This window comes from Pseudoduganella rhizocola (assembly GCF_045984285.3).
Taxonomy (GTDB): Bacteria; Pseudomonadota; Gammaproteobacteria; order Burkholderiales; family Burkholderiaceae_D; genus Rugamonas.
The window spans coordinates 361,266-381,292 of the sequence record NZ_JBJQIK030000004.1 but is presented as its reverse complement, the minus strand read 5'-3'; the positions used below and the strand labels follow the sequence as shown (position 1 = coordinate 381,292).

General features: G+C 66.3%; 20 protein-coding genes. 9 read left to right on the top strand and 11 right to left on the bottom strand.

Annotated elements, in window-relative coordinates; all coding sequences use genetic code 11:
* Positions 1-12: 12 nt before the first annotated feature.
* On the top strand, positions 13-945 hold the full coding sequence (locus ACJRPG_RS12105) for a LysR substrate-binding domain-containing protein (protein ID WP_408000333.1): 933 nt from the start codon (positions 13-15) through the stop codon (positions 943-945).
* Here ACJRPG_RS12105 and ACJRPG_RS12100 read toward each other — a convergent pair.
* A complete protein-coding gene (locus ACJRPG_RS12100; RefSeq protein ID WP_408000332.1) occupies positions 910-1,185 on the bottom strand; it encodes a DUF2917 domain-containing protein in 276 nt (91 codons plus the stop codon). The genes ACJRPG_RS12105 and ACJRPG_RS12100 overlap by 36 nt on opposite strands.
* A 161-nt stretch (positions 1,186-1,346) precedes the next feature.
* Here ACJRPG_RS12100 and ACJRPG_RS12095 point away from each other — a divergent pair, with 161 nt between their 5' ends.
* Genes ACJRPG_RS12095 through ACJRPG_RS12085 form a run of 3 tightly spaced genes read left to right on the top strand, consistent with a single transcriptional unit; the run spans position 1,347 to position 3,424 of the window.
* Positions 1,347-2,087, top strand: coding sequence for an SDR family oxidoreductase (locus tag ACJRPG_RS12095; RefSeq protein WP_408000331.1), 741 nt, complete (start codon positions 1,347-1,349; stop codon positions 2,085-2,087).
* A gap of 9 nt (positions 2,088-2,096) precedes the next feature.
* Positions 2,097-3,296 (top strand): MFS transporter, encoded by a 1,200-nt coding sequence (locus ACJRPG_RS12090; RefSeq protein ID WP_408000330.1) that lies wholly within the window; start codon positions 2,097-2,099, stop codon positions 3,294-3,296.
* Positions 3,293-3,424, top strand: a complete 132-nt coding sequence (locus tag ACJRPG_RS12085; protein WP_408000329.1) for a hypothetical protein — start codon at positions 3,293-3,295, stop codon at positions 3,422-3,424. The genes ACJRPG_RS12090 and ACJRPG_RS12085 overlap by 4 nt, the downstream gene beginning before the upstream one ends.
* On the opposite strand, the gene ACJRPG_RS12080 is transcribed toward ACJRPG_RS12085, so the two are convergent.
* The 4 genes from ACJRPG_RS12080 to ACJRPG_RS12065 form a co-directional block, all read right to left on the bottom strand.
* Entirely contained in the window at positions 3,421-4,377 is a 957-nt protein-coding gene (locus tag ACJRPG_RS12080; RefSeq protein ID WP_408000328.1) for an SRPBCC domain-containing protein, read from the bottom strand. The genes ACJRPG_RS12085 and ACJRPG_RS12080 overlap by 4 nt on opposite strands.
* The gene (locus ACJRPG_RS12075) at positions 4,364-4,711 is read right to left on the bottom strand and encodes an ArsR/SmtB family transcription factor (protein ID WP_408000327.1); all 348 of its coding nucleotides are present in this window, start codon (positions 4,709-4,711) and stop codon (positions 4,364-4,366) included. Before ACJRPG_RS12075 ends, ACJRPG_RS12080 begins: the two co-directional genes overlap by 14 nt.
* Before the next feature lie 72 nt (positions 4,712-4,783).
* Complete coding sequence (locus ACJRPG_RS12070) at positions 4,784-5,176, bottom strand: nuclear transport factor 2 family protein (RefSeq protein ID WP_408000326.1); 393 nt, start codon at positions 5,174-5,176, stop codon at positions 4,784-4,786.
* A gap of 10 nt (positions 5,177-5,186) precedes the next feature.
* On the bottom strand, positions 5,187-5,936 hold the full coding sequence (locus ACJRPG_RS12065) for an SDR family oxidoreductase (RefSeq protein WP_408000325.1): 750 nt from the start codon (positions 5,934-5,936) through the stop codon (positions 5,187-5,189).
* A 110-nt stretch (positions 5,937-6,046) separates the two neighbouring features.
* Between ACJRPG_RS12065 and ACJRPG_RS12060 the strand changes: the two genes are divergently transcribed.
* Together ACJRPG_RS12060 and ACJRPG_RS12055 are read left to right on the top strand one after the other, a co-directional pair.
* Positions 6,047-6,970 (top strand): LysR family transcriptional regulator, encoded by a 924-nt coding sequence (locus ACJRPG_RS12060; RefSeq protein ID WP_408000324.1) that lies wholly within the window; start codon positions 6,047-6,049, stop codon positions 6,968-6,970.
* 32 nt (positions 6,971-7,002) lie between these two features.
* A complete protein-coding gene (locus ACJRPG_RS12055) occupies positions 7,003-7,746 on the top strand; it encodes a substrate-binding periplasmic protein (RefSeq protein WP_408000323.1) in 744 nt (247 codons plus the stop codon).
* Here the strand turns inward: ACJRPG_RS12055 and ACJRPG_RS12050 are convergent.
* Positions 7,743-8,735: a CsgG/HfaB family protein gene (locus ACJRPG_RS12050; protein ID WP_408000322.1), complete on the bottom strand. Its 993-nt coding sequence runs from the start codon at positions 8,733-8,735 to the stop codon at positions 7,743-7,745. The genes ACJRPG_RS12055 and ACJRPG_RS12050 overlap by 4 nt on opposite strands.
* A 136-nt stretch (positions 8,736-8,871) precedes the next feature.
* Between ACJRPG_RS12050 and ACJRPG_RS12045 the strand changes: the two genes are divergently transcribed.
* Complete coding sequence (locus ACJRPG_RS12045) at positions 8,872-9,147, top strand: hypothetical protein (RefSeq protein WP_408000321.1); 276 nt, start codon at positions 8,872-8,874, stop codon at positions 9,145-9,147.
* A gap of 1 nt (position 9,148) precedes the next feature.
* Here ACJRPG_RS12045 and ACJRPG_RS12040 read toward each other — a convergent pair whose 3' ends face one another.
* The 4 genes from ACJRPG_RS12040 to ACJRPG_RS12025 are packed head-to-tail and all read right to left on the bottom strand — an operon-like array spanning position 9,149 to position 13,933.
* On the bottom strand, positions 9,149-10,183 hold the full coding sequence (locus tag ACJRPG_RS12040) for an HlyD family secretion protein (RefSeq protein WP_408000320.1): 1,035 nt from the start codon (positions 10,181-10,183) through the stop codon (positions 9,149-9,151).
* Positions 10,184-10,188: 5 nt separating this feature from the next.
* On the bottom strand, positions 10,189-11,745 hold the full coding sequence (locus ACJRPG_RS12035) for an MFS transporter (protein WP_408000319.1): 1,557 nt from the start codon (positions 11,743-11,745) through the stop codon (positions 10,189-10,191).
* Positions 11,742-13,184 (bottom strand): efflux transporter outer membrane subunit, encoded by a 1,443-nt coding sequence (locus tag ACJRPG_RS12030; protein ID WP_408000318.1) that lies wholly within the window; start codon positions 13,182-13,184, stop codon positions 11,742-11,744. Before ACJRPG_RS12030 ends, ACJRPG_RS12035 begins: the two co-directional genes overlap by 4 nt.
* Positions 13,181-13,933 (bottom strand): SDR family oxidoreductase, encoded by a 753-nt coding sequence (locus ACJRPG_RS12025; protein ID WP_408000317.1) that lies wholly within the window; start codon positions 13,931-13,933, stop codon positions 13,181-13,183. The genes ACJRPG_RS12030 and ACJRPG_RS12025 overlap by 4 nt, the downstream gene beginning before the upstream one ends.
* Before the next feature lie 144 nt (positions 13,934-14,077).
* Between ACJRPG_RS12025 and ACJRPG_RS12020 the strand changes: the two genes are divergently transcribed.
* Entirely contained in the window at positions 14,078-15,652 is a 1,575-nt protein-coding gene (locus ACJRPG_RS12020) for a winged helix-turn-helix domain-containing tetratricopeptide repeat protein (RefSeq protein ID WP_408000316.1), read from the top strand.
* Between the two features lie 23 nt (positions 15,653-15,675).
* A complete protein-coding gene (locus tag ACJRPG_RS12015; protein WP_408000315.1) occupies positions 15,676-18,513 on the top strand; it encodes a ThuA domain-containing protein in 2,838 nt (945 codons plus the stop codon).
* A gap of 37 nt (positions 18,514-18,550) precedes the next feature.
* Here the strand turns inward: ACJRPG_RS12015 and ACJRPG_RS12010 are convergent, their stop codons facing one another.
* On the bottom strand, positions 18,551-19,966 hold the full coding sequence (locus ACJRPG_RS12010) for a homospermidine synthase (RefSeq protein ID WP_408000314.1): 1,416 nt from the start codon (positions 19,964-19,966) through the stop codon (positions 18,551-18,553).
* Positions 19,967-20,027 lie beyond the last annotated feature (61 nt).

Below are 20,027 nucleotides of genomic sequence, written 5' to 3'. Positions count from 1 at the left end.
ACAGGAGGCCGCATGCAAAACCCGCTGCTCACATTGCCGCCGCTTGATGCGCTGCGCGGCTTCGTGGCTGCGGCACGCCGCATGAGCATTACCTCGGCCGCGGAGGACCTGTGCCTGACGCAATCGGCCGTCAGCCGCCAGATCCAGCTGCTGGAAGAACGCCTCGGCACGCCGCTGTTCGTGCGTACCCGCCGCAGCATCGTGCTGACCGATGCGGGCGAGCAGCTGTTCGAGCTGGCTTCGCCGTGGATGGATCGGCTCGCAGAGCTTTCCGACAACCTGAAACACGACACCAGGCTGCGGCCCGTCACCATCACGGCCAGCATCGGCGTTGCGTCGCTGTGGATATTGCCGCGCCTGGGCGCATTCCAGGCCGAGCATCCGCATATCGATATCCGTGTGGCCGCCAACAACCGCATCACGGACCTGAAACGCGACGGCGTCGACCTCGCCATACGCTACTGTCCGGCGCCGCTGGCGCCCGAAGGGGCGCTGCACCTGTTCGATGAAGAGGTTGTGCCGGTGGCCAGCAAGGCGATTGCCGCCAGCGCGTTTGCATCCGGCGAGGCGCTTCTGCGCCATGTGCTGCTCGACCTGGATGAACGCGGCCGGCCATGGCTGCACTGGTCGCAATGGCTGCGCGAGATCGGTCCACGCTGCAAGCCGAAGGGCTACCTGCACTTCAACCAGTACGACCAGGTGATACAGGCTGCCATCGAAGGCCACGGGGTCGCGCTGGGACGCCTGGCGCTGGTGCTGCCGATGCTCAGGGATGGGCGCCTGGCGGCGAACATGCAGCAGCGCCGCCGCGCGGGGGACTATGGCTACTGGCTGATCCAGGCCTCCGAACATCCGCGCCGCGAAGTGGCCATCTTCCGCGACTGGGTGCGCACGCAGGTGGAGCGCACCTCACAGGAACTGGCGCAGGCCGAAAGCGTGCGCTGAGCGGGGCGCCAGCGGCATGGAGAGTTCGAACGACACTGCTTCCTTGCGCGCCACGCTGGACAACACAAGTTTCTCCGACGCCCGCAGTTGGGCGCAGTCGCCCGCTTCCAGTACCAGGTCTTCACGCAGCGTATCGCCGACGAGCCACAGCATGCCGCCGGTGCAGCGCAGGCGCATATCGCAGACAGGTGCAAAGGTCGCCGATTCGCTCGGCGCCAGCGTGAGGTTCATGGTCAGCATGGCAGGCTCCTTCCTGCCTGCATTGTCTGCCTCGGGGCGCCGCGCCTCAAACGCTATCTCCTCATCTTATTCATGCGTTTCACGCATGGATCGCATGTCAAATAACCGTTCGCGCCGGAGCGCGATGCCATTTATGCTGTGGATTCGTATTCGGAGGACGCATGAAAAAAGTCTTGATCGTAACGGGTGCAGGTCGCGGTATCGGCGCAGCAGTCGCCCGCGCGGCGGCGCGCGACGGCTACGCGGTGGCCATCAATTACCGCAGCGACGGCGGCTCCGCCCAGCGCCTGCTTGAAGAAATCCAGGCGGCGGGCGGCGAAGCGATTGCCGTGCGCGGCGATGTGGGCCAGGAGGCCGATGCCGTCAAGCTGTTTGCCCGCACCGAGGAGGAGCTGGGTCCGGTGACTGCGCTGGTGAACAATGCGGGCATTACGGGCCGCCTCGGTCCCTTCCTGAATGCCGATGCCTTTGCCATCGAAGAGATTTTCCGCATCAATGTGCATGGCGTCATGCACTGCAGCCGGGCTGCCGTGGCGGCTTTCCGCAGGCACCGGCAGGGCGGGGTCATCGTCAATATCTCTTCGATTGCGGCGAAAACCGGCAGCCCCGGCGAGTATGTGCATTACGCGGCCAGCAAGGCGGCGGTTGAAGCATTTACCGTGGGCCTGGGGCGCGAGCTCGCTGCGGAGAATATCCGCGTGTGCGGCGTGGCGCCGGGCACCACGCTCACCGATATCCATGCCGCCATGGGCGATCCGGACCGGCCGCACCGTGTTGCGGCGCGCATTCCCATGCAGCGTCCCGCTACCCCGGAAGACATCGCGGAGCCGGTGCTCTGGCTCCTTTCGCCCGCTGCGGGCTACATTACCGCTGCCACGATACCGGTCGCGGGCGGCCTGTAGGAGAGCGCCATGCGATCACTGAAAACGCCGCTCGCCGCCGTGCTGTGCGGCGGCATCATCATGGGCCTGGCGCTCGGCATGCGCCATGTGCAGGGCCTGTTCATGCTGCCGATGACCAGCGCACGCGGCTGGACGCGCGAAGAATTCGCGCTCGCGATTGCGCTGCAAAACCTGGTCTGGGGGCTGGCGCAGCCGCTGACCGGCATGATCGCCGACCGTTTCGGTTCGCGCCGCGTGCTGTTCGGCGGCTGCGCGCTGTATGCGCTGGGCCTGTACCTCATGGCGCACGCGGCGGGCAGCATGCAGCTCGCACTGACGGGCGGCGTGATGATAGGCATGGCCTTGTCGGGTACTGCATTCGGCACCGTGTATGGCGCCTTGAGCCGCGTGGTGACGCCGGAGCGGCGCAGCTGGGCGCTCGGCATGGCTGGCGCCGTCGGCGGCGTGGGCCAGTTCGCCATGGTGCCGTTTGCCCAGGGCCTGATCGGGAATATGGGATGGATGGCGGCGCTGCTGGTAGTGGCCTGCCTGCTCGCATTCGCGGCGCCGCTGGCCTGGACCCTGGATGACGGCAAGACGGCGGGCCGGCCAGCGCCAGCCGAACAGTCGATGCGCGCGGCCATCGGCGAAGCCTTGTCGCACAAGGGTTTCTGGCTGCTGAATGCGGGCTTCTTCGCCTGCGGTTTCCAGCTGGCTTTCATCGCGGGCCATCTGCCGGCCTATTTGCTGGACAAGGGCCTTTCCGCCGGCACCGGCGTTGCGGCGCTGGCCATTGTGGCGCTGGCGAACGTGGCGGGTACCTACCTCTGCGGGCAGCTCGGCGGGCAGTTCCGCCGCAAGCACGTGCTGGCCTGGCTGTATGTAGTACGGTCGGCGGCGATGCTGCTGTTCGTGGTCGCGCCACTCAGCGCAGCCACCGTCTACGTCTTCGCCTTCGTGATGGGCCTGACCTGGCTGGGCACCGTTCCGCTGACGAACGGCCTGGTATCGCAGGTGTTCGGGGTGAAGTACATCTCCACCCTGTTCGGCTTCGTGTTCGTGGGCCACCAGCTGGGCGGCTTCCTCGGCGTGTGGATGGGCGGCCTGGTGTTCGACGCCACGCACTCCTACGATATGGTGTGGACAGTGTCGGTATTGCTCGGCCTCGCCGCGGCAGCGCTGCACTGGCCCATCGACGACCGCGCCGTCAGCCGGCTGCAGCCGGCATGAAGCGCGGCCATGCCCTGGCGGTGCTGTGCATAACTGCGCTGTTATGCACAGCCTCCGCGTGGGCCTTCATGGCCATGCTGCGCGGCGAGAACGTGGCCGCGATCGCGCAGCTGTTTGCCTTCTGCTAGCGCGCTGCCAGCCAGGCTTCCAGCCGATCCAGCGTCTGGCGGCCGCCTTCGACGGCGTTATACTTCTTGACCTCTTCCAGCGCGGCCGCATCCTTGAAGACTGAGCGCATGGTCAGCAGCGTGTGGCCTTCGCCAGCGTCTTCGAACGTGACGGTCACGTGGAAGAAATGCGATGCATTGTTCTCGTCGCCATGACGGTATACCAGGCGTTCGGGCGGCTCCACTTCCAGGTACTCGATGAGGTTCAGGAAGTGCATGCCATGGCCATTCATGTCGAAGCGCCACTTGCCGCCGACGCGCACGTCCTTGTCGCGGGTGGTGGTGGTCCAGCCGTTCGGGCCCCACCACTGGTCGGTATGCTTCGGATCGGTGAAGGCTTCGAACACCAGTTCGCGCGGCGCGCGCAGCTTGCGCTGCTGGACGATTTCACGGTCCGACGTATCCGCCTCGCGCAGGTAGCCTTCGTACAGGTCGAACATGCCGCCATAGCCCTGCTGCATGGAAGCATGCATGGCGAGGAAGGCCGCGCATTCGGCTTCGCTGGCATTCACGGGCACGGCGCGCAGCACCATCTCGGTGACGCCGCCGTTCTCTTCCAGCGTGATCGTGTTCAGCACCTCCAGCGGCCATACCGGCAGCATTGGCAGGCGGATCCGCTTGCCCTCGGCATCGGCAAAGCCGTTGACGAAGACGATGCGGCCCGGCTTCTCGATCTCGTGATAGTCGAAGCGGCCCCACATCTCGGCGCCGGGGACGGCAGCTTCGCGCGGATGCATGCAGTAGTGGAAAACGCCGCCGGGACGCGGCTCATGGCGCGCCACCGTAATCGTGCACTCCTTGGGGCCCCACCAGTGTTTCAGGTGCTGCGGCTCCATCATGGTGCGGAACACCAGCTCGCGCGGGGCCTTGAATTCGCGGCGGATCTCCAGCGCCACATCGTTAGCGTTTGCCATGCTTGTTCTCCTTTGCCTGTAGTTCGATGAGATAGGTTTCCAGACGATCCAGCCGCTCTTCCCAGAACTGCCGGTACTGTTCCATCCATCCCGTCGCCTGCTTCAGCGGCTCCGCTTCCAGGCGGCAGGGCCGCCACTGCGCCTGCCGCCCGCGCGAGATCAGGCCCGCCTTCTCCAGCACCTTGAGGTGCTTGGTGATGGCGGGCTGGCTGATGTCGAAGGGTTCCGACAGTTCGCTTACCGAGGCCTCGCCCTCCGCCAGCCGGGCCAGGATGGCACGGCGGGTTGGGTCGGCGAGGGCGGCAAAGGTCAGGCTGAGATGGTCGTTTTCCATTATTAAACCAATTGGTTATTTAACCTGTTGGTAATATAGTTCGCGCCCATCCGCCTGTCAAGCGGGGTTTTCTCAGGGGCGGAAAGCGTTGGCCGCTGCGATGGTATCGAGCGACTCGCGCAGCAGTGCAATCTTCCCGTCCCTGGCCACCAGCCTGCCTGCGTACATTTGCTGGTAGATGCGGCCGGTGGACAGCACTTTCGCTTCCACTTCGTATTCCGCAAACGCCTGTTCCGGCGTTTCGATCAGCATGCGGATATTCCTGAAGCGGAAATCGGGCACATTCTTCAGCAGCGAGCCGATAAAGCTCTCGATCGCTGCCGGACCCTGGGCGCGGGCATCGATGCCCAGCGACTTCAGGTAAGGCAGTTCGAGCACGCCGTCATCGGCGAACAGCCGGGCTACCGAGGCCGGGTCCTGGATACCATCCAGATACGCCTGCAAGAGCTGGGGTGCGTTGCGCATGGCGGTCTCCTTATACCTGCGCCAGGCCGCCGTCGGCAAAGACTTCGGCGCCGTTGACGAAGCTGGCATCGTCGGAGGCGAGGAAGACCGCCACCTTGGCCACTTCATCCGGCTCGCCGACGCGGCCCATCGGCACTTGCGATGCCAGGTAATCGAGCAGGCCTTGCTGCTGCGCGCTGTCATCCCCCGCCAGTTCCACCAGGCCCGGCGTGCGGATCGGACCGGGAGTGAGCGTGTTGATGCGGATCTGGCGGTCTTTCAGGTCCAGGATCCAGTTGCGGGCGAAGGAGCGCACGGCGGCCTTGGTGGCGGCATAGACGCTGAAGGCGGCGGTACCCGTGCTGGCGGCGGTGGAGCCGGTGAGGATGACGGAAGCGCCTTTCGCCAGCAGCGGCAGCGATTTCTGCACGGTGAACAGCACACCCTTCACATTGCGGTTGAAGGTATCGTCGAAGTGTTCTTCGGTGATCTGGCCCATGGGCACCATGCTGCCGCCGCCGGCATTGGCGAACACCACGTCGAGCTGGCCGTATTTGGCCTGGATTTCGGCGAACAGGGCATCCAGTTCGCCCAGCTTGCTGGAGTCGATGCGCAGGCCTTTCGCGCCATGGCCGATGGCGTCCACCGCCGCATTCAGCTCGGCCTCGCGGCGGCCGGTGATGATGACTTTCGCGCCTTCGGCGGCGAAGCGTTTTGCCGTGGCGAGGCCGATGCCGCTGGTGCCGCCGGTAACGAGTGCAATTTTGTTCAGCAGTTTCATGATGCTTCCTTTCGTATGTGATGGGCCGCGTGGCCCGGTGAACACATAGTAGGCGCGCGCCGGATGTTTTAAAATAGAATCAATCGCAAACTATCGTTGTAAAATTGTCGATGTCAAAACTCCCCGATTTCGAAGGACTGGCCATGTTCGCCAAGGTGGCCGAAGAGCGCTCCTTTGCGGGCGCCGCGCGGGCCCTGGGCGTGTCCGTGGCTACCGTATCGCGTGGGGTCAGCCGGCTGGAGGAGCGCCTCGGCGCCCGCCTGCTGAACCGCAGCTCCCGCCAGCTGGCCCTGACCGGCTTCGGCCAGACCATCGCCGAGAGCGCCTCGCGCATTTACCGCGCGGCGGAGGAGGCGGAAGGGGCGGCGCGCGAGCTGTCCGCCCGGCCGCGCGGGCTGGTGCGGCTGGCGGTGCCCATGTCCTTCGGCCTGCGCTGGGTGGCGCCGCTGCTGCCGGAATTTTTCCGGCGCTATCCCGAAGTATCGGTGGACCTGCACCTGTCCGACGCCACCGTGGACCTGGTGGCGGACGGCTTCGACGCGGCGCTGCGCATCGGCGTGCTGGAAGATTCTTCGCTGGTGGCGCGCAAGCTATGCCCGGTGTCGCGCATGATCGTAGCCTCGCCTGCTTACCTGGAGAAGCACGGGGAACCGAAACACCCGTCGGAACTTGCTTCCCATGCCTGCCTGGGCTATGCCTACCGGGCGCGCAGCGATGTATGGCGCTTTCGCAATGCGAGCGGCGAGGAGGCGAGCGCTCACCCGCAGGGGCCGCTGCGCGTAACCAATGCGGACGCGCTGATTCCCACTGTGCTGGAAGGGCTGGCCATCTGCGAGCTGCCGGAATTCATTGCCGCCGACTACCTGCGCAGCGGCCAGCTGGTGCGCATCCTGAAGGACTGGCAGATTCCGCTGGGCGGGCTTTACTTCGTCACGCCTTCGGCGCGCAGCAAGCCGGCCAAGGTGGATGCGCTCTCCAGCTTCTTCATCCAGACGCTGAGCAAGCCCTCGTGGCAACTGGATGAACTGTACTGAAGCGCCGCACGCTTTATGCTAAAAAGACAGCCATGACGAACAGGCGACAAGTACTCGGGCTGGCGGCGGCCCTCGGCATTGCCCCCCTCGCGCAAGCGCAAATGCCGCGTGAACTGAAAATCGTTACCAGCCACCTGCCGCCGCTGGTGCTCGAAAACAGCGCGCAACCGGGGGCGCTCATGGAGCTGGTGCAGCTGCTGTGCGAGCGCCTGCGCCTGATGCCGGATATCGACTTCGTGCCATGGCCGCGCGCGATTTTCCTCGCGAGCAAAATGCCTGCGACGGCCATCTTCCCGCTGACACGCAATCCGCAACGGGAGAACCAGTTCCGCTGGCTGGCGCCGCTCTACGAAGAGCACTACGTGTTCCTGGCCCGCCACGGCAGCAGCTTCGACCTGAAACGGCCGAAGGAAATGCTGGGCCAGCGCATCGCCCTGCTGCGCGGCGCAGGGCAGGCCAGCATCATGCGCGAAATGGGCTATACCAAGCTGGTGGAATCGGCGTCCATCGACGAAGTGCACCGCTTCCTGCTCGGCGGCATGGCGGATGCGGCATTCGGCGAACGCAATATAATCCGCGCCTCTCTACGGAGCCGCGGTCAGGAGAAAGATTTCGGACAGAGCGCGCCGGTGCGCACGACGACCGCTTGGCTGGCCGGCTCGCTCGATTTTTCAGACAAGGACGCTGCGCGCTACCAGCGCGCCATGGCCAGGATGCAGGCCGATGGCAGCGCGCAGCGTATCCTGAAACGCTACGGCCTGGACGAGGAGGCTTAGCGGTTGAACAGGCGGCCGTCGGCCCAGCCTGATCCGCCGCCGCCCTGCACTTCCAGCATGCCGTTGGCCTCGCCGAGGATGACGACCTGTTCATCCTTGCCCAGCTTGAAGGCGACCTTCTTCTTGTCCTGCTTGGCGTACACCGGAATATTGGCGATCTTGGCGGTGGCGATGTCGCCCGCAGCGGCCGCATTCGCCTTCACGCTGGCGCCGGCCTTACCGACCGACAGGGAGGCGTTGTCGCGCACCAGGTCCGGGTTGTTGCGCACGCTGCGCACCATCTGGTTGTAGGCGTCCACAAACGCGCCGGCCACCACCTTGCCTTCCGCGGTGTTCTCATAGGCGCCCAGGCCCAGCCCGCCCGCCGCGCCCAGCACGCCGCCCAGGCCGAAGTCGGTGGATTCCGAGGCGCCCGTGGCCGCCCCCACCTGCAGGCCGCTGCGCGTGTCCGCCACGGTCAGGGTCACTTGCGCATTCTTGAATTTCAGCGCGCCCCCGATGGCCGCACCAATGGGGCCGAACAGGCCGCCGATGGCGCCGCCGATGCCGCCGGCGTTGTTGTTCTGGAACACCACGTCAGGCGTCATCACGTAGTCCGCCGTCACCATCTGGCCCTTGCCCACGTTCTGGTTCCCGCGCAGCTGTCCGCCGTCTGCCAGGCTGCGTTCCTGCATCAGGTTCTGCATGCCGATGCCGCGCTCCACCACGGCGAAGCAGCCGGACTGCTGGATCACGACGCGGATCATCTGGGTCGGGCTTGGCAGAGAATACTGGGTAAGCGACTTCATGATGAAGTCCTGCGGTTCCACCACTGCGATGGTGCCCAGCTTCTGGTCGCAGCGTTCCAGCTGTTTGGTGTTGCCGCCGCCGCCTTCGGTTTTCGCCGCGCCCTGCACCGGGCCGGCGCCCTTGCCGAGTTCCTGGGCCGACACAGCCGCGCCGAGGGTTGCCATGAGACAGGCTGCCAGCAGAGTTTTCTTATGAATCATTCACATCCCCATTTATTAGTTGCAGTGGTGCAATACTACGTAGGGGAGATATGCGTCACAACAGGATATTTGTCCTTAAATTGCCTCAAATTGTGGCAAGCTTACGCCTGTCACCACGAACCCTCAGGAGCGCGCCATGAACATCATCGCCAAGAAACCGGCCAGCCGAGTATTCCTCGGTACCGCCGTGCTGCTGATGATTCCCGCCATCGCCATGCAGTTCACCCGCGAAGTGAACTGGGGGCCGGGCGACTTCCTCGTTGCGGCGGTGCTCCTGATCGGCTCGGGGCTGCTGTTCCAGGCCGCTATGAGCAAGCTCAGCACCCGCCGCTTCCGCCTGGCGGCAGGCAGCGCCGTCGTCCTTGGCTTGCTGCTGGTGTGGGCGGAACTGGCGGTCGGCATCTTCCACTGAATTACTGGCCGGTGCGGATGGCCGGCGTTACCGACATCCCCACGCGCAAGCTTGCTGCGGCGTCCTGGCCCGGATTGATGCGGATACGCACCGGCAGGCGCTGCACGATCTTCGTGAAGTTTCCGGTGGCGTTGCTCGGCGCTACCGCCGCATAGCTGGCGCCGCTCGCCGGGCCCAGGCTTTCCACCGTGCCGCGCAGCGCCGCATCCGGCAGCGCATCCACCCTGATATCGACCGCCTGGCCTGCCTTGACGCGGGCCAGCTGCGTTTCGCGGAAATTGGCCGTGATGTAGACCGCATCCAGCGGAACGATGGCCAGCAGCGGCTTGCCGGCATTCACGTAGGCGCCCACACGCAGCGATTTCTGCCCCACCGTGCCGCTGACCGGCGCGGTAATGCGGGTATAGGAGAGCTTCAGTTCCGCCGCGGACTGCGCCGCTTCCGACTGGCCCAGCGCGGCCCGTGCTTTTTCCAGGTCGGCTTTCAGGATGTCCACCCGCAGCCGGGCCGCCTGCAGGCCGGCCTGGCTTTTCTCGCGGCTGGCGGACTGGATGCTCAGTTGCGCTTCCGCCTGCTGCAGCGCCTGCACCGAACCCGAGCCGTCGCTGGCCAGGTTGCGGTAGCGCGCCTGATTCTCCCTGGCCAGCTTGAGCCCGGCGTCGTCCGCGGCCAGGGCGGCCTGCGCCTGGCGGATCGCGGTTTGCTGCTGCAGCAGTTGCGCCTCCAGGCTGGCGACGCTGGCGCGGGCTCCCGCCACCTGGGCCTGCGCGGCGCTCACGGCGATGACGAAGTCGCGGTCGTCGATGCTGGCCAGCAGCTGGCCTTGTTTGACTACTTGATTGTCTTCCACCAGCACGCGGGCGATGGTGCCCGACACCTGCGGCGAAACGGTGGTGAAGTCGGCCTGCACATAGGCATAGTCCGTGGACTGGACGAGGGCGCCGGACTCCGGGCGGTTGAGGTAGAACGCCAGGCCGGCCCCCGCTGCAAGCAGCAGGACCGCACTGGTGATCTTGGCTTTTTTGGGTAGTGCCATGATGTTTATCCGTTTGAAGATGGTGAATGGGTTAAAGGGGGTGCGATGTAGTGCAGTCGCAGCACCAGCGGCACCAGCAGGACGGCGAGTACGCCCAGCACGCGGTAGGCGTCGGCTACCGACAGCACCAGCGCCTGCTGGCCGACGATGGCCATCAGCTCGGACGGTTCGGGCGCTGCCGGAAGCGAATTCGCCACCAGGCCCGCGTGGTCCAGCAGCACGTCGGCGTGATAGCGGCCGCGCACGGTTACGAGCTGGCCGACCACGGCGGCGCCCGCCAGCGACCCGAAGGCGCGCAGCATATTCACGGTGCCGGAGACAAACGGCCCTTCCTGCGGCTGCACCACGCTGGTGGCCAGGAACAGCATGGACACCACGGCCATCGGCTGGCCGAAGGCCTGCAGGGTTTGCGCGGCGATGAACTGCTCGCCGTTCCAGTCCGAAGTCAGGCCGGCGCCCGCAAAACAGGCGAGCGCCACCAGCAGCAGGCCTGCCGAAAACACCAGGCGCGCATCGACCCATTTGCGGTACAGCAGCAGCGCCACCAGCGGCCCGAGCACCAGTTGCGGCAGGGCGACCAGCAGCCCGATCGGCGCCATCTGCAGCGGCCGGTAGTCCTGCACCCGTGCCAGATAGCTGGCGGGCAGCAGGGAGCTGGACATCAGCACCACCAGCAGCAGCACGAGCAGCGAGAAGCCCAGCCCCAGGTTGCGCCGTCCCAGGATCTGCAGTTTGATGAAGGGTGCGGGGTGGTACCACTCGGTCAGCAGGTAGACCGCCAGCAGGGCGATCCCGGCCAGCAGCGAGGCAACGATCAGCGGCGAGTTGAGCCAGTTCAGCCGCACGCCCTGGTCCAGCACCACGGCAACCAGGCCGAGCGCCGGAACGCCGCACAGCATGCCTGTCCAGTTGGCCTGGCTGAAGCGTGCGGCCTGGATGGGTTCGCGCGGCAGCCCCCATGCCACCAGGCCGGCCGCCAGCATGGCAAGCGGGACGATCTGCCAGTAGATCCAGCGCCAGTCCACCAGCTCATCGGCCCAATGGCCCGCCAGCCAGATGGACAGATTGGGCGCAAAGGTGGCCGTCATCGCATACAGGGCGAGCCCATACAGCTTGATGTGCGGCGGCAGGAACTTCAGCGCCGCCATCATCAGCAGGGGAATCAGGGTGCCGCTGGCCACGCCCTGGATGAAGCGCAGCACCAGCAGCAGGGTGAGGTCGTGCACGAATGGCAGCGCCAGCGCCAGCAGCGTGCAGGCGCCGATCATCCACAGCTCGAAACGGCGCACCGAGAGCGTGATGGCGAACCAGGCGGCAAAGGGCATGGCGATCAGTTCGCCCGCGCCATACACCGTCGTCAGCCAGGAGGCGTCGTCCAGGCCGAGGCCCAGCACGCCGCGCAGGTCGGCCAGCGCCAGCGCGCCCACGCGGTTGTTCAGGCCCGCCATCATGGCGGCGATGAAGATGCCGAGCAGCCCCGCCATCGGACGGCGCGAGGGCTTTGCCGCAGGCGCCGCCGCCGGCAGGGCCGCCGCTGCGTGGGGCAGGGCGTCCGCGCTCATCGCGCAACCCCGGTTTGCAGGGCGCCGCCACCGAGGGCCTTGTACAGGTTGACCAGGGTAAGCGTGGCGCTGGTGGCGCTGGCATTCAGGCTGGTCTGGCTGGCCAGCACATTGCGCTGCGCCGTCAGTACGCTCAGATAGTCCGCCGCGCCTTCCTGGTAGCCGCGCTCGGCCGCATGCAGGGCCTGCCGGTTCTGCTCGTAGGACAAGGTCAGCTCGGCGTGCTGGTCCTGCTGGGCGGCCCAGGCATCGAGGGCGTTGTCCACCTCGTGCAGGGCGCGCAGTACCGTTTGCCGGTAGGCGATCGCCGCCGTCTTCTGCCGCGATTCGGTCAGCGCCAGGCGCTGCGTGAGGCGGCCGCCATCGAAGATGGGCAGGTAGACCGTGGGGCCAACCGAGAAGAAGCGTGAATCCCAGCTGGCCAGATCGCCGCTGTCGAAGGCTTCCACCCCGAGCCGCCCACGCAGGCCGACGCGGGGGTAGAAGTCGGCCCTGGCAACGCCGATGGCCGCCGTGGCCGCATGCAATTGCGCTTCCGCCCGCAGGATATCCGGCCGCCGCCGTGCGAGTTCGGACGAGAGGCCGACCGGTACGCTGTCCGGCAAGGAAGGCAGGGGCAGGGCGCCGCGCAGCTGCGCATCCAGTGCATGCGGTTTGGCGCCCAGCAGCAGGGCCAGCGCATTCAGCAGGGTGTTGCGGCGCTGGGTCAGCTCCGGCACCAGGGCCTTGACCGTGGCCAGCTGCGCCCGTGCCGACGCAGTCTCGAAGCGCGTGGCCACGCCGTTGCGGACGCGGTTTTCAGCCAGGGCCAGGGTGCGCTCCGCTACCGCTTTGTTCTGCAGGGCGATATCGAGCTGGGCCTGCGTGCCGCGCAACTGCAGGTAGGCGCGCGCCACCTCGGCGGACAGCGACAGCTGCACCGCTTCACGCTCGTACACGGTTGCCTTCAGCAGCGCTGCCGCGCCTTCGCGTTCGCGCCGGGCCCGGCCCAAGAGGTCGATCTCCCAGCTGGCATCGAAACCGAGCTGCCAGAAATCGCTGGGACCGGCGGGAGCGCCCAGCGCGGCGAACTTGCCATGCTCGCTAAGCCGCTCCCGCGTGTAGCCGGCGCCCGCGCCGACGCTGGGCAGCAGCTGGGCGTGGGCGATATTCAGCTGGGCCCGGCTCTGCTCGATCCGTTCAGCCGCCATCTGCAGGTCGGGATTGTCCGCCTGCGCGCGCTGTTGCAGCTCGGCCAGCAGGGGATCCTTGAACAGCAGCCACCAGCTGTCGGGCACGGCGGCGCCCGATACCGGGGCGGCGGCTGCATAGTCCGGGCGGGAGGCCGGCACCACGTCGTGCAGGCCGCTATCGGGTTTCGCGAAGTCCGGGCCCAGCGCGCAGCCTGCCAGCGCGGCTGCGCACAGCAGGCCCATGCCGCGTCGTGCCAGGGAGCTCATCGCGCCGAAGGGCGGTTGAGCCAGTTCTGGAAACGGGTCGGGGCAATGATCGCGCCTTCGCCCGTGACCAGGGAACGGTCATCCAGCTCGCTGCCGAAGTAGCGTGCATGCACGTCGGCGATGACCTCGCGTGTGTCGCCCCGGGTGGCAAGGAATTTGCGCGCCAGTTCATCGATCGGGAAGCGGTCCGGGCCGCCGACTTCGACGGTGCCGTTCACTGGGGTGCCGACGGCCAGGTCGGCCAGCACGGCGGAAACGTCGTCCGCGGCGATAGGCTGGATCAGGGCCGGGGACAGGCGGATCGTGCCGCCTTCATCACCCGAGTTCACAATGCCCTCGACGAATTCATTGAACTGCGTGGCACGCAGGATGGTGTAGGGGATCTTCGATGCCTTGATCAGCTTTTCCTGAGCAACCTTGGCGCGGAAGTAGCCGTTCTCGGGCAGCCGGTCGGTGCCCACGATGGACAGCGCCAGATGGTGCTCCACGCCTGCCGCTGCTTCCGCTGCCAGCAGGTTGCGGCCGGAGGTCTCGAAGAAATCCAGGACCGCCTGGTCTTCCCAGGATGGCGAGTTCGCCACATCCACCACCACCTGCGCTCCCTGCAGCGCTTCGGCCAGGCCTTCGCCGGTGATCGTGTTCACACCGGCCGAAGGCGATGCGGCCACAACCTCATGTCCATTGGCACGCAGCCGGTTTACAATGTTTGCACCGATAAGGCCGCTGCCGCCGATAACTACAATTTTCATGATCCGCTCCTTTATCCAGTTTCAATCGCCTTTGCCGCCGCGATCCATGGACACAGTATGGTTCCGGGCCGGACAAAAGGCTTTGCCAAAGGCTTGGGTTTCCCTTGCATTTGGCTTGGATATTCATCCAGAAGGATGCGGGCCATGCTGCTAGCCTTCGACGACTGCGTGCTGGACCTGGACCGGCGCGAGCTGCTCCGCGCCGAGCAGGTGGTGCCCACGGCGCCCCAGGTGTTCGACCTGCTGGCCTACCTGGCGCAGCACCGCGAGCGTGTGGTTAACAAGGATGAACTGATCGAGGCCATCTGGACCGGGCGCATCGTGTCGGAATCCACACTGGCCAGCCACATCAACGCCGTGCGCAAGGCGGTGGGCGACAGCGGGCAGGAACAGCGCGTGATCCGCACGGTCGCCCGCAAGGGTTTCCGCTTCGCGGCCGAAGCCAGGGCCCTGGCCGCCGCCGATGGCGCGGCGGCGCCCGCACCCGCCGCTGCGCCTCCGGTCCATGCGGCGCCGGCCCTGCCTTCGCGTCCTTCCATTGCCGTGCTGCCCTTCGTGAACCTGAGCGGCGACGAGGCCCAGAGCTATCTGGCCGACGGCGTCGTGGAAGACATCATCGCCGCCCTGTCCCAGCACCGCTGGCTGTTCGTCGTGGCCCGCAATTCCAGCTTTACCTACAAGGGCCGGGTGGTGGACATCAAGCAGGTGGGCCAGGAACTGGGCGTGCGCTATGTGCTGGAAGGCAGCTGGCGCACCGCCAAGGACAGGGTGCGCATCACCGGCCAGCTGATCGACGCCACCACCGGCGCGCACCACTGGGCCGGCCGTTTCGAAGGCGTGCTGGACGATATCTTCGAGCTGCAGGACCAGATTACCGAAAGCGTGATCGGCGCCGTTGCCCCGGAACTGGAGCGCGCCGAAATCGAGCGTGCGCGGCACAAGCCGACCGACAGCCTGGATGCCTACGACTACTATCTGCGCGGCGTGGCCGAACTGCACCAGGCCAGCAAGGAAACCAGCGAGCGGGCCCTGCAATTCCTGCACAAGGCGATTGCCATCGACCCGGAATTTGCCTCCGCCTACGCGATGGCGGCCTGGTGCCACTCCTGGCGCAAGGCGAACGGCTGGATGGCGGATACCGCGCAGGAAATGGCCGAGGGCGTGCGCCTGGCCCGCCGCGCGATGGAACTGGACAAGGCCGATGCGGTCGCCCTCACCCGCGCCGGCCATGCGATCGGCTACCTCGCCGGCGATATCCAGGGCGGCATCGATTTGCTGGACAAGGCGCTCATGCTCAACCCGAACCTGGCGGGCGCGCGGCTGCTGGGCGGCTTCCTGCGGCTGTGGCAGGGCGAAACGGGGACCGCCATTGAACACTTCACGCGCGCCATGCGCCTGAGTCCGCTTGATCCCGAGCTGTACCGGATGCAGGCAGGGATGTCGGTCGGCCATCTGTTCGAAGGCCGCTTCGACATTGCCGCTTCCTGGGCAGAAAAAGCCTTCCGGGATTTCCCGGACTTCCTGCTGGCGGTCGCCATTATCGCGGCCAGCCACGCCCACGCCGGACGCATGGAAGAAGCGCAGCGCGCAATGCGCCATATGCGCCTGCTCGATCCTGCCCTGCGCCTGTCCGGCATTGCAGACTGGCTGCCGATCCGGCGGCCGGAACATCTCGCCACCTTCGTGGACGGCCTGCGTAAAGCAGGCTTGCCCGCCTAAGCCCTCACAATTCGGGAGACATCATGAAAAAGTTGCTCGGAACTACTGCCGCAATCGTTTGCGGGCTCGCCGCAGCCGCCGGATCGCAGGCAGACCCATTGCGCAAAGTGGTGCTGATAGGCGGCGTGAAAAGCGAGAAGGGTACGGGCCTGCATGATTATCCGAACGGAGTACGCACGCTGAAACGCATCCTCGAATCATCGCCCGATGCGAAAGGGAAGCTGCAGGTGGCGGCCTACCCCGACGGCTGGCCGGCCGACGCCAGGGCGCTGGACGGCGCTGCCGCCGTGGTGTGGTATTTCGATGGCCAGACGAAACACCCCCTGCGCGTCCCCGCACGCCGTGCAGCCTTCGAAGCGGCAATGCAGCGTGGCGCCGGTCTCGTGGCGCTGCACCAGGCTTCCACGGTACCGGCAGGTGACGACCTCGGCCTGCCGCGCTGGCTCGGCGCCGTACGGCCCGGCATGTTCGACCGCACAACACAATGGGCCGAGCTCAGCCCGGCCACCCCGGCGCACCCGGCTAGCCGCGGCCTGCAGTCCTTCGCCTATCGCGATGAGTTCTACCCGACCTTCCGTTATGCCCAGGAGGGAGGCAAGCTCACGCCCATCCTGAAATCGGTGCTGCATCCACAATACCGCGACGGCAAGGCCGTGATCGAAGACGTGGCCGAAACCGTCAATGTCGCCTGGGCCTTCGAGCGCAATGACGGCGGCCGCTCTTTCGGCTACAGCGGCGTGCACTACCTGCAGACCCTGGACCAGCCCGAGGCGCGGCGCATGCTGCTCGGCGCCATCTTCTGGACGGCCGGCCTTGAGGTGCCGGAAGGCGGCGTGCGGTCCGGCGTGCCCGGCGCTGCATCTGCGCTGCTGCCCGCCAGCCCACCGCCTGCCGCAGCGGGCAAGCCCGCAAGCAAGCGCGTTACATTCCACGCCGACGCGGGCCGCAGCGGCTGGCGTGCGGATGAAACGGTGCTGACACCCGAGAAGGTGCGCAGCGCCGATTTCGGCGCGCTCTGGGAATCGCCGCAGCTGGACACGGTCGATGGCTACCCGCCGCGCCTGTACGCATCGCCGCTGTATGTGGAGCGCGTCGCGATGTCAAAGGGCCAGCATCGCGGCGTGGCATTCGCAACGGTGTTCGCCGCCAGCAGCAACGGCTATGTGTACGCCATCAACGCTGCGCGAAATGGCGATGTGGCGCCGGGACGCATCCTGTGGCGCACGCGCCTGGGTGCACCGTGCAAGCTGCAGCCCGCGCCGCTGGACGGCGTGCCGACCGGCATCCTCAGCACGCCGGTGATCGACGTGCAGCGCGGCCGCCTCTACGTTACCCATTGCGATCCCGACAAGCGCTGGCAAGCCTATGCGCTGGATATCGCCAGCGGCGAGCTGCTGCCCGGCTGGCCCGTGCGGCTGGACGAGGAAACCTTCAACACACTGAACACCAACGCCGGTCCGGAACGTGTGCCGCCCAAGCGCCGCTTCGATTTCCGCGTGCAGCGCGGCGCGCTGAACCTGAGCCCGGACGGCTCCCAGCTCTATGTGGTGTTCGGCGAATCGGAAACCGGCTGGCTGGTCTCCGTGGACACCAATTCGCCCAAGGTAAGCAGCGCCTTCGCTGCCGTGGCGATGCCGAACCGGGGCAGCGGCGGCATCTGGGGCGCCGGCGGCCCGGCCGTGGATGCGCAAGGCAATGTGTACGTCGTTACCGGCAGCGGCTTCGGCGGCTACCAGAACTCGCCGCATGACTGGACCCAGTCGCTGCTCAAACTTTCCCAGCCCGGTGCACGCGGCTTTAAACTCGAAGGCACCTACACGCCCTTTAACTACTGCCGCACGGCGAAGATGGACATCGACCTCGGCGCAGGCGGCGCGATGCTGCTGCCGGATGCGGGCAAGACCTCGCCACGGCTGATGGCCGTCGGCGGCAAGCAGGGCAATGTGTACCTGCTGGACCGCGACCGCCTGCCGGGCGGCCTCGACCAGCGTCCAGCCTGCGGTGACGATGCCACGCAGGACGGCTCCCTGCTGGCGCCCCAGCCACAACCCCAGTTCGGCACGCGCGGCCCGCTGAACGTATTCGGCCCCTATTCCGACGAAGACGCCGCGCTCGACCTGGCGCGCGCACGTTCGGTGCCGGCCGCTTTCCGTGATGCACGCGGCAATGACTTCCTCTTCGTCACCGGCAACAGCAAGAAAGCACAAGGCTCCGCCGTCAGCGTGCCGCCATCGGTGGCGCGGCTTGAAGTGGTGCGGCCAGCCAAGGGCAGCCCGTATCTGCAGATCGATAAGGTCAACACAAGTCTCATCCTGGGGAACCCCGGCTCACCGATTGTCACCAGCAACGGCGCGCGCGATGCACTGGTATGGATTCTGGACGAGAACGCCAGCCGCTCGGCCATGCTGAGCGGCCCGGGCGCTCCCCAGCCCGTGCTGTACGCGCTCGACGCCGCCACGCTGGATATCCTGTGGCGCAGTGCGCCGGGCGAGCTGTTCACCAGCGGCAAATACAATGAGCCAGCATTCGGCGGCGGCCAGGTCTTCGTCGGCACCGACCGCATCCAGGCCTTCGGCCCCGGCGGCCGCAAGTTCGAAGGCCGTGCTGAAGCGCCCGTGCCTGCTGCGCCGCCAGCACCGGCGCAAGCCGCGGCGCCCGGCCTCGACGGGGCCGCCATCTACCAGCAGCGCTGCGCCGTCTGCCACGACAACGCGGTTGGCAATATCCCGCCGCGCAGCCTGCTCGCCACCCGCAGCCGGCAGCGCATCATTGACGCGCTCACCACCGGAGTGATGCGGCCGCATGCGGAAGGGCTCACCGCCGGGCAAATCGAGGATGTGGCGCGATACCTGAAGCGCTAAATCCCCCTGGCCGGGGTCGGTTCTTCGCTTCCAAGCTTTATACCCGCAGGTTCTTGAACTGCCACGGGTCGCTTGTATCGATATCCTCGGGGAAGAGTTCGTTGCGGCCCGCCAGCGGATTCCAGTTGCCGAATTCTCCCGCCATCTCTCCGAGGTAGGGAAGTGCGATCGCGAGCACCTCTTCAAAGTCCATCTGCTCCGCTTCAACGATGCCGGCACGGGGATGGCGCATGGCCCAGACCATGCCGGCCAGCGTGCCGGCCGCGACCTGCAGCGAGGTTGCGCTGTTATGCGGCGCCAGTTCGCGCGCCTGCTCGACCGACAGGCGTGAGCCATACCAGTAGACGCCGCGCGCATTGCCGATCAGGAGCACGCCCAGTTCATCGATGCCGGATACGAGACAGTCGTTGACCGGCCGCAGCCTCTCCTGCAGCACCCAGTTCCGTTCCTGGAATTCATACAGCGACAGGAGCGCATCATCCGAGGGGTGGTAGGCGTAGTGTACGGTGGGACGGTATTCCGGCTGCGCACCTTCGCCAAGTGTGAGGTAGCTCGCAATCGACAGCGATTCGTTATGGGTGATCAGGAAGCCGATTTGCGGCCCCGCCAGCGGCAGCCAGGTGCGCACCTTCACGGCCGCCCCCGGCAGGTTGAGATAGATGCCCGACTGGTCGCCGAATGCATGGCACGCACCGTCGGCAGGGAAGTGGCGCTCGTGGCTGCCCCAGCCCATTTCGGCCGGCTGCATGGCTTCTCCCACCAGGCCGTCGATCGACCAGGTGTTCACGAACTCACCCGGCATTTTGCGCGCGGACGAGATCTGGGTATCGCGCTCCGCAATGTGGATAGCCTTGATGCCCAGCGCACGCGATAGCGCCGCCCACTGTTCGCGCGTTTGCGGTTTTGGCGTGGCCGGAGCATCGAGCCGAGCCAGGTTCCACAGCGCCTGCTTGACGAAGTGCGATACCAGGCCCGGGTTTGCGCCGTGAGCCAGCACCGCGGTGGGATGCCCGGGCGCGCAGCGGGCACGGTAGGCCAGAGCCCGGTCGCGCAATGCGTACAGCGAGCGCTCGGACACGGACAACCGGCTGTCATAGACTTCGCTCTTCCACGAGTCGATGCAGGTATCGAGGTAAAGCACGCCCAGGGCGCCGCACAGCTCCAGCAGCTCGCAGCTGGCGACGTCGGAAGACAGGTTCAAGAGGAAATCGCCGGGTTCGAGCAGGGGCGTCAGTATGTCGCCGAAATTGGCGGGCGTGAGCGGCGCGACGGTAAAGCCCACTTCGTATTTGCGCGCGACTTCCCGGCCGCGTTCATCGCCCGTGAGCACCTGGATGCGGGCAGCCGAGACCGCGAGATGACGCAGCAGCAGCGGCAGGATGGCCTGGCCGATCAGGCCGCAGCCCAGCATCAGGATGCGGCCGCTGAAATTTTCTTGTGGGGGCTGTTTCATGGACGGCCGGGAATGCTATTGTTCGATTTGGTATTCATATTTTTCAGCACACAGATAGGAC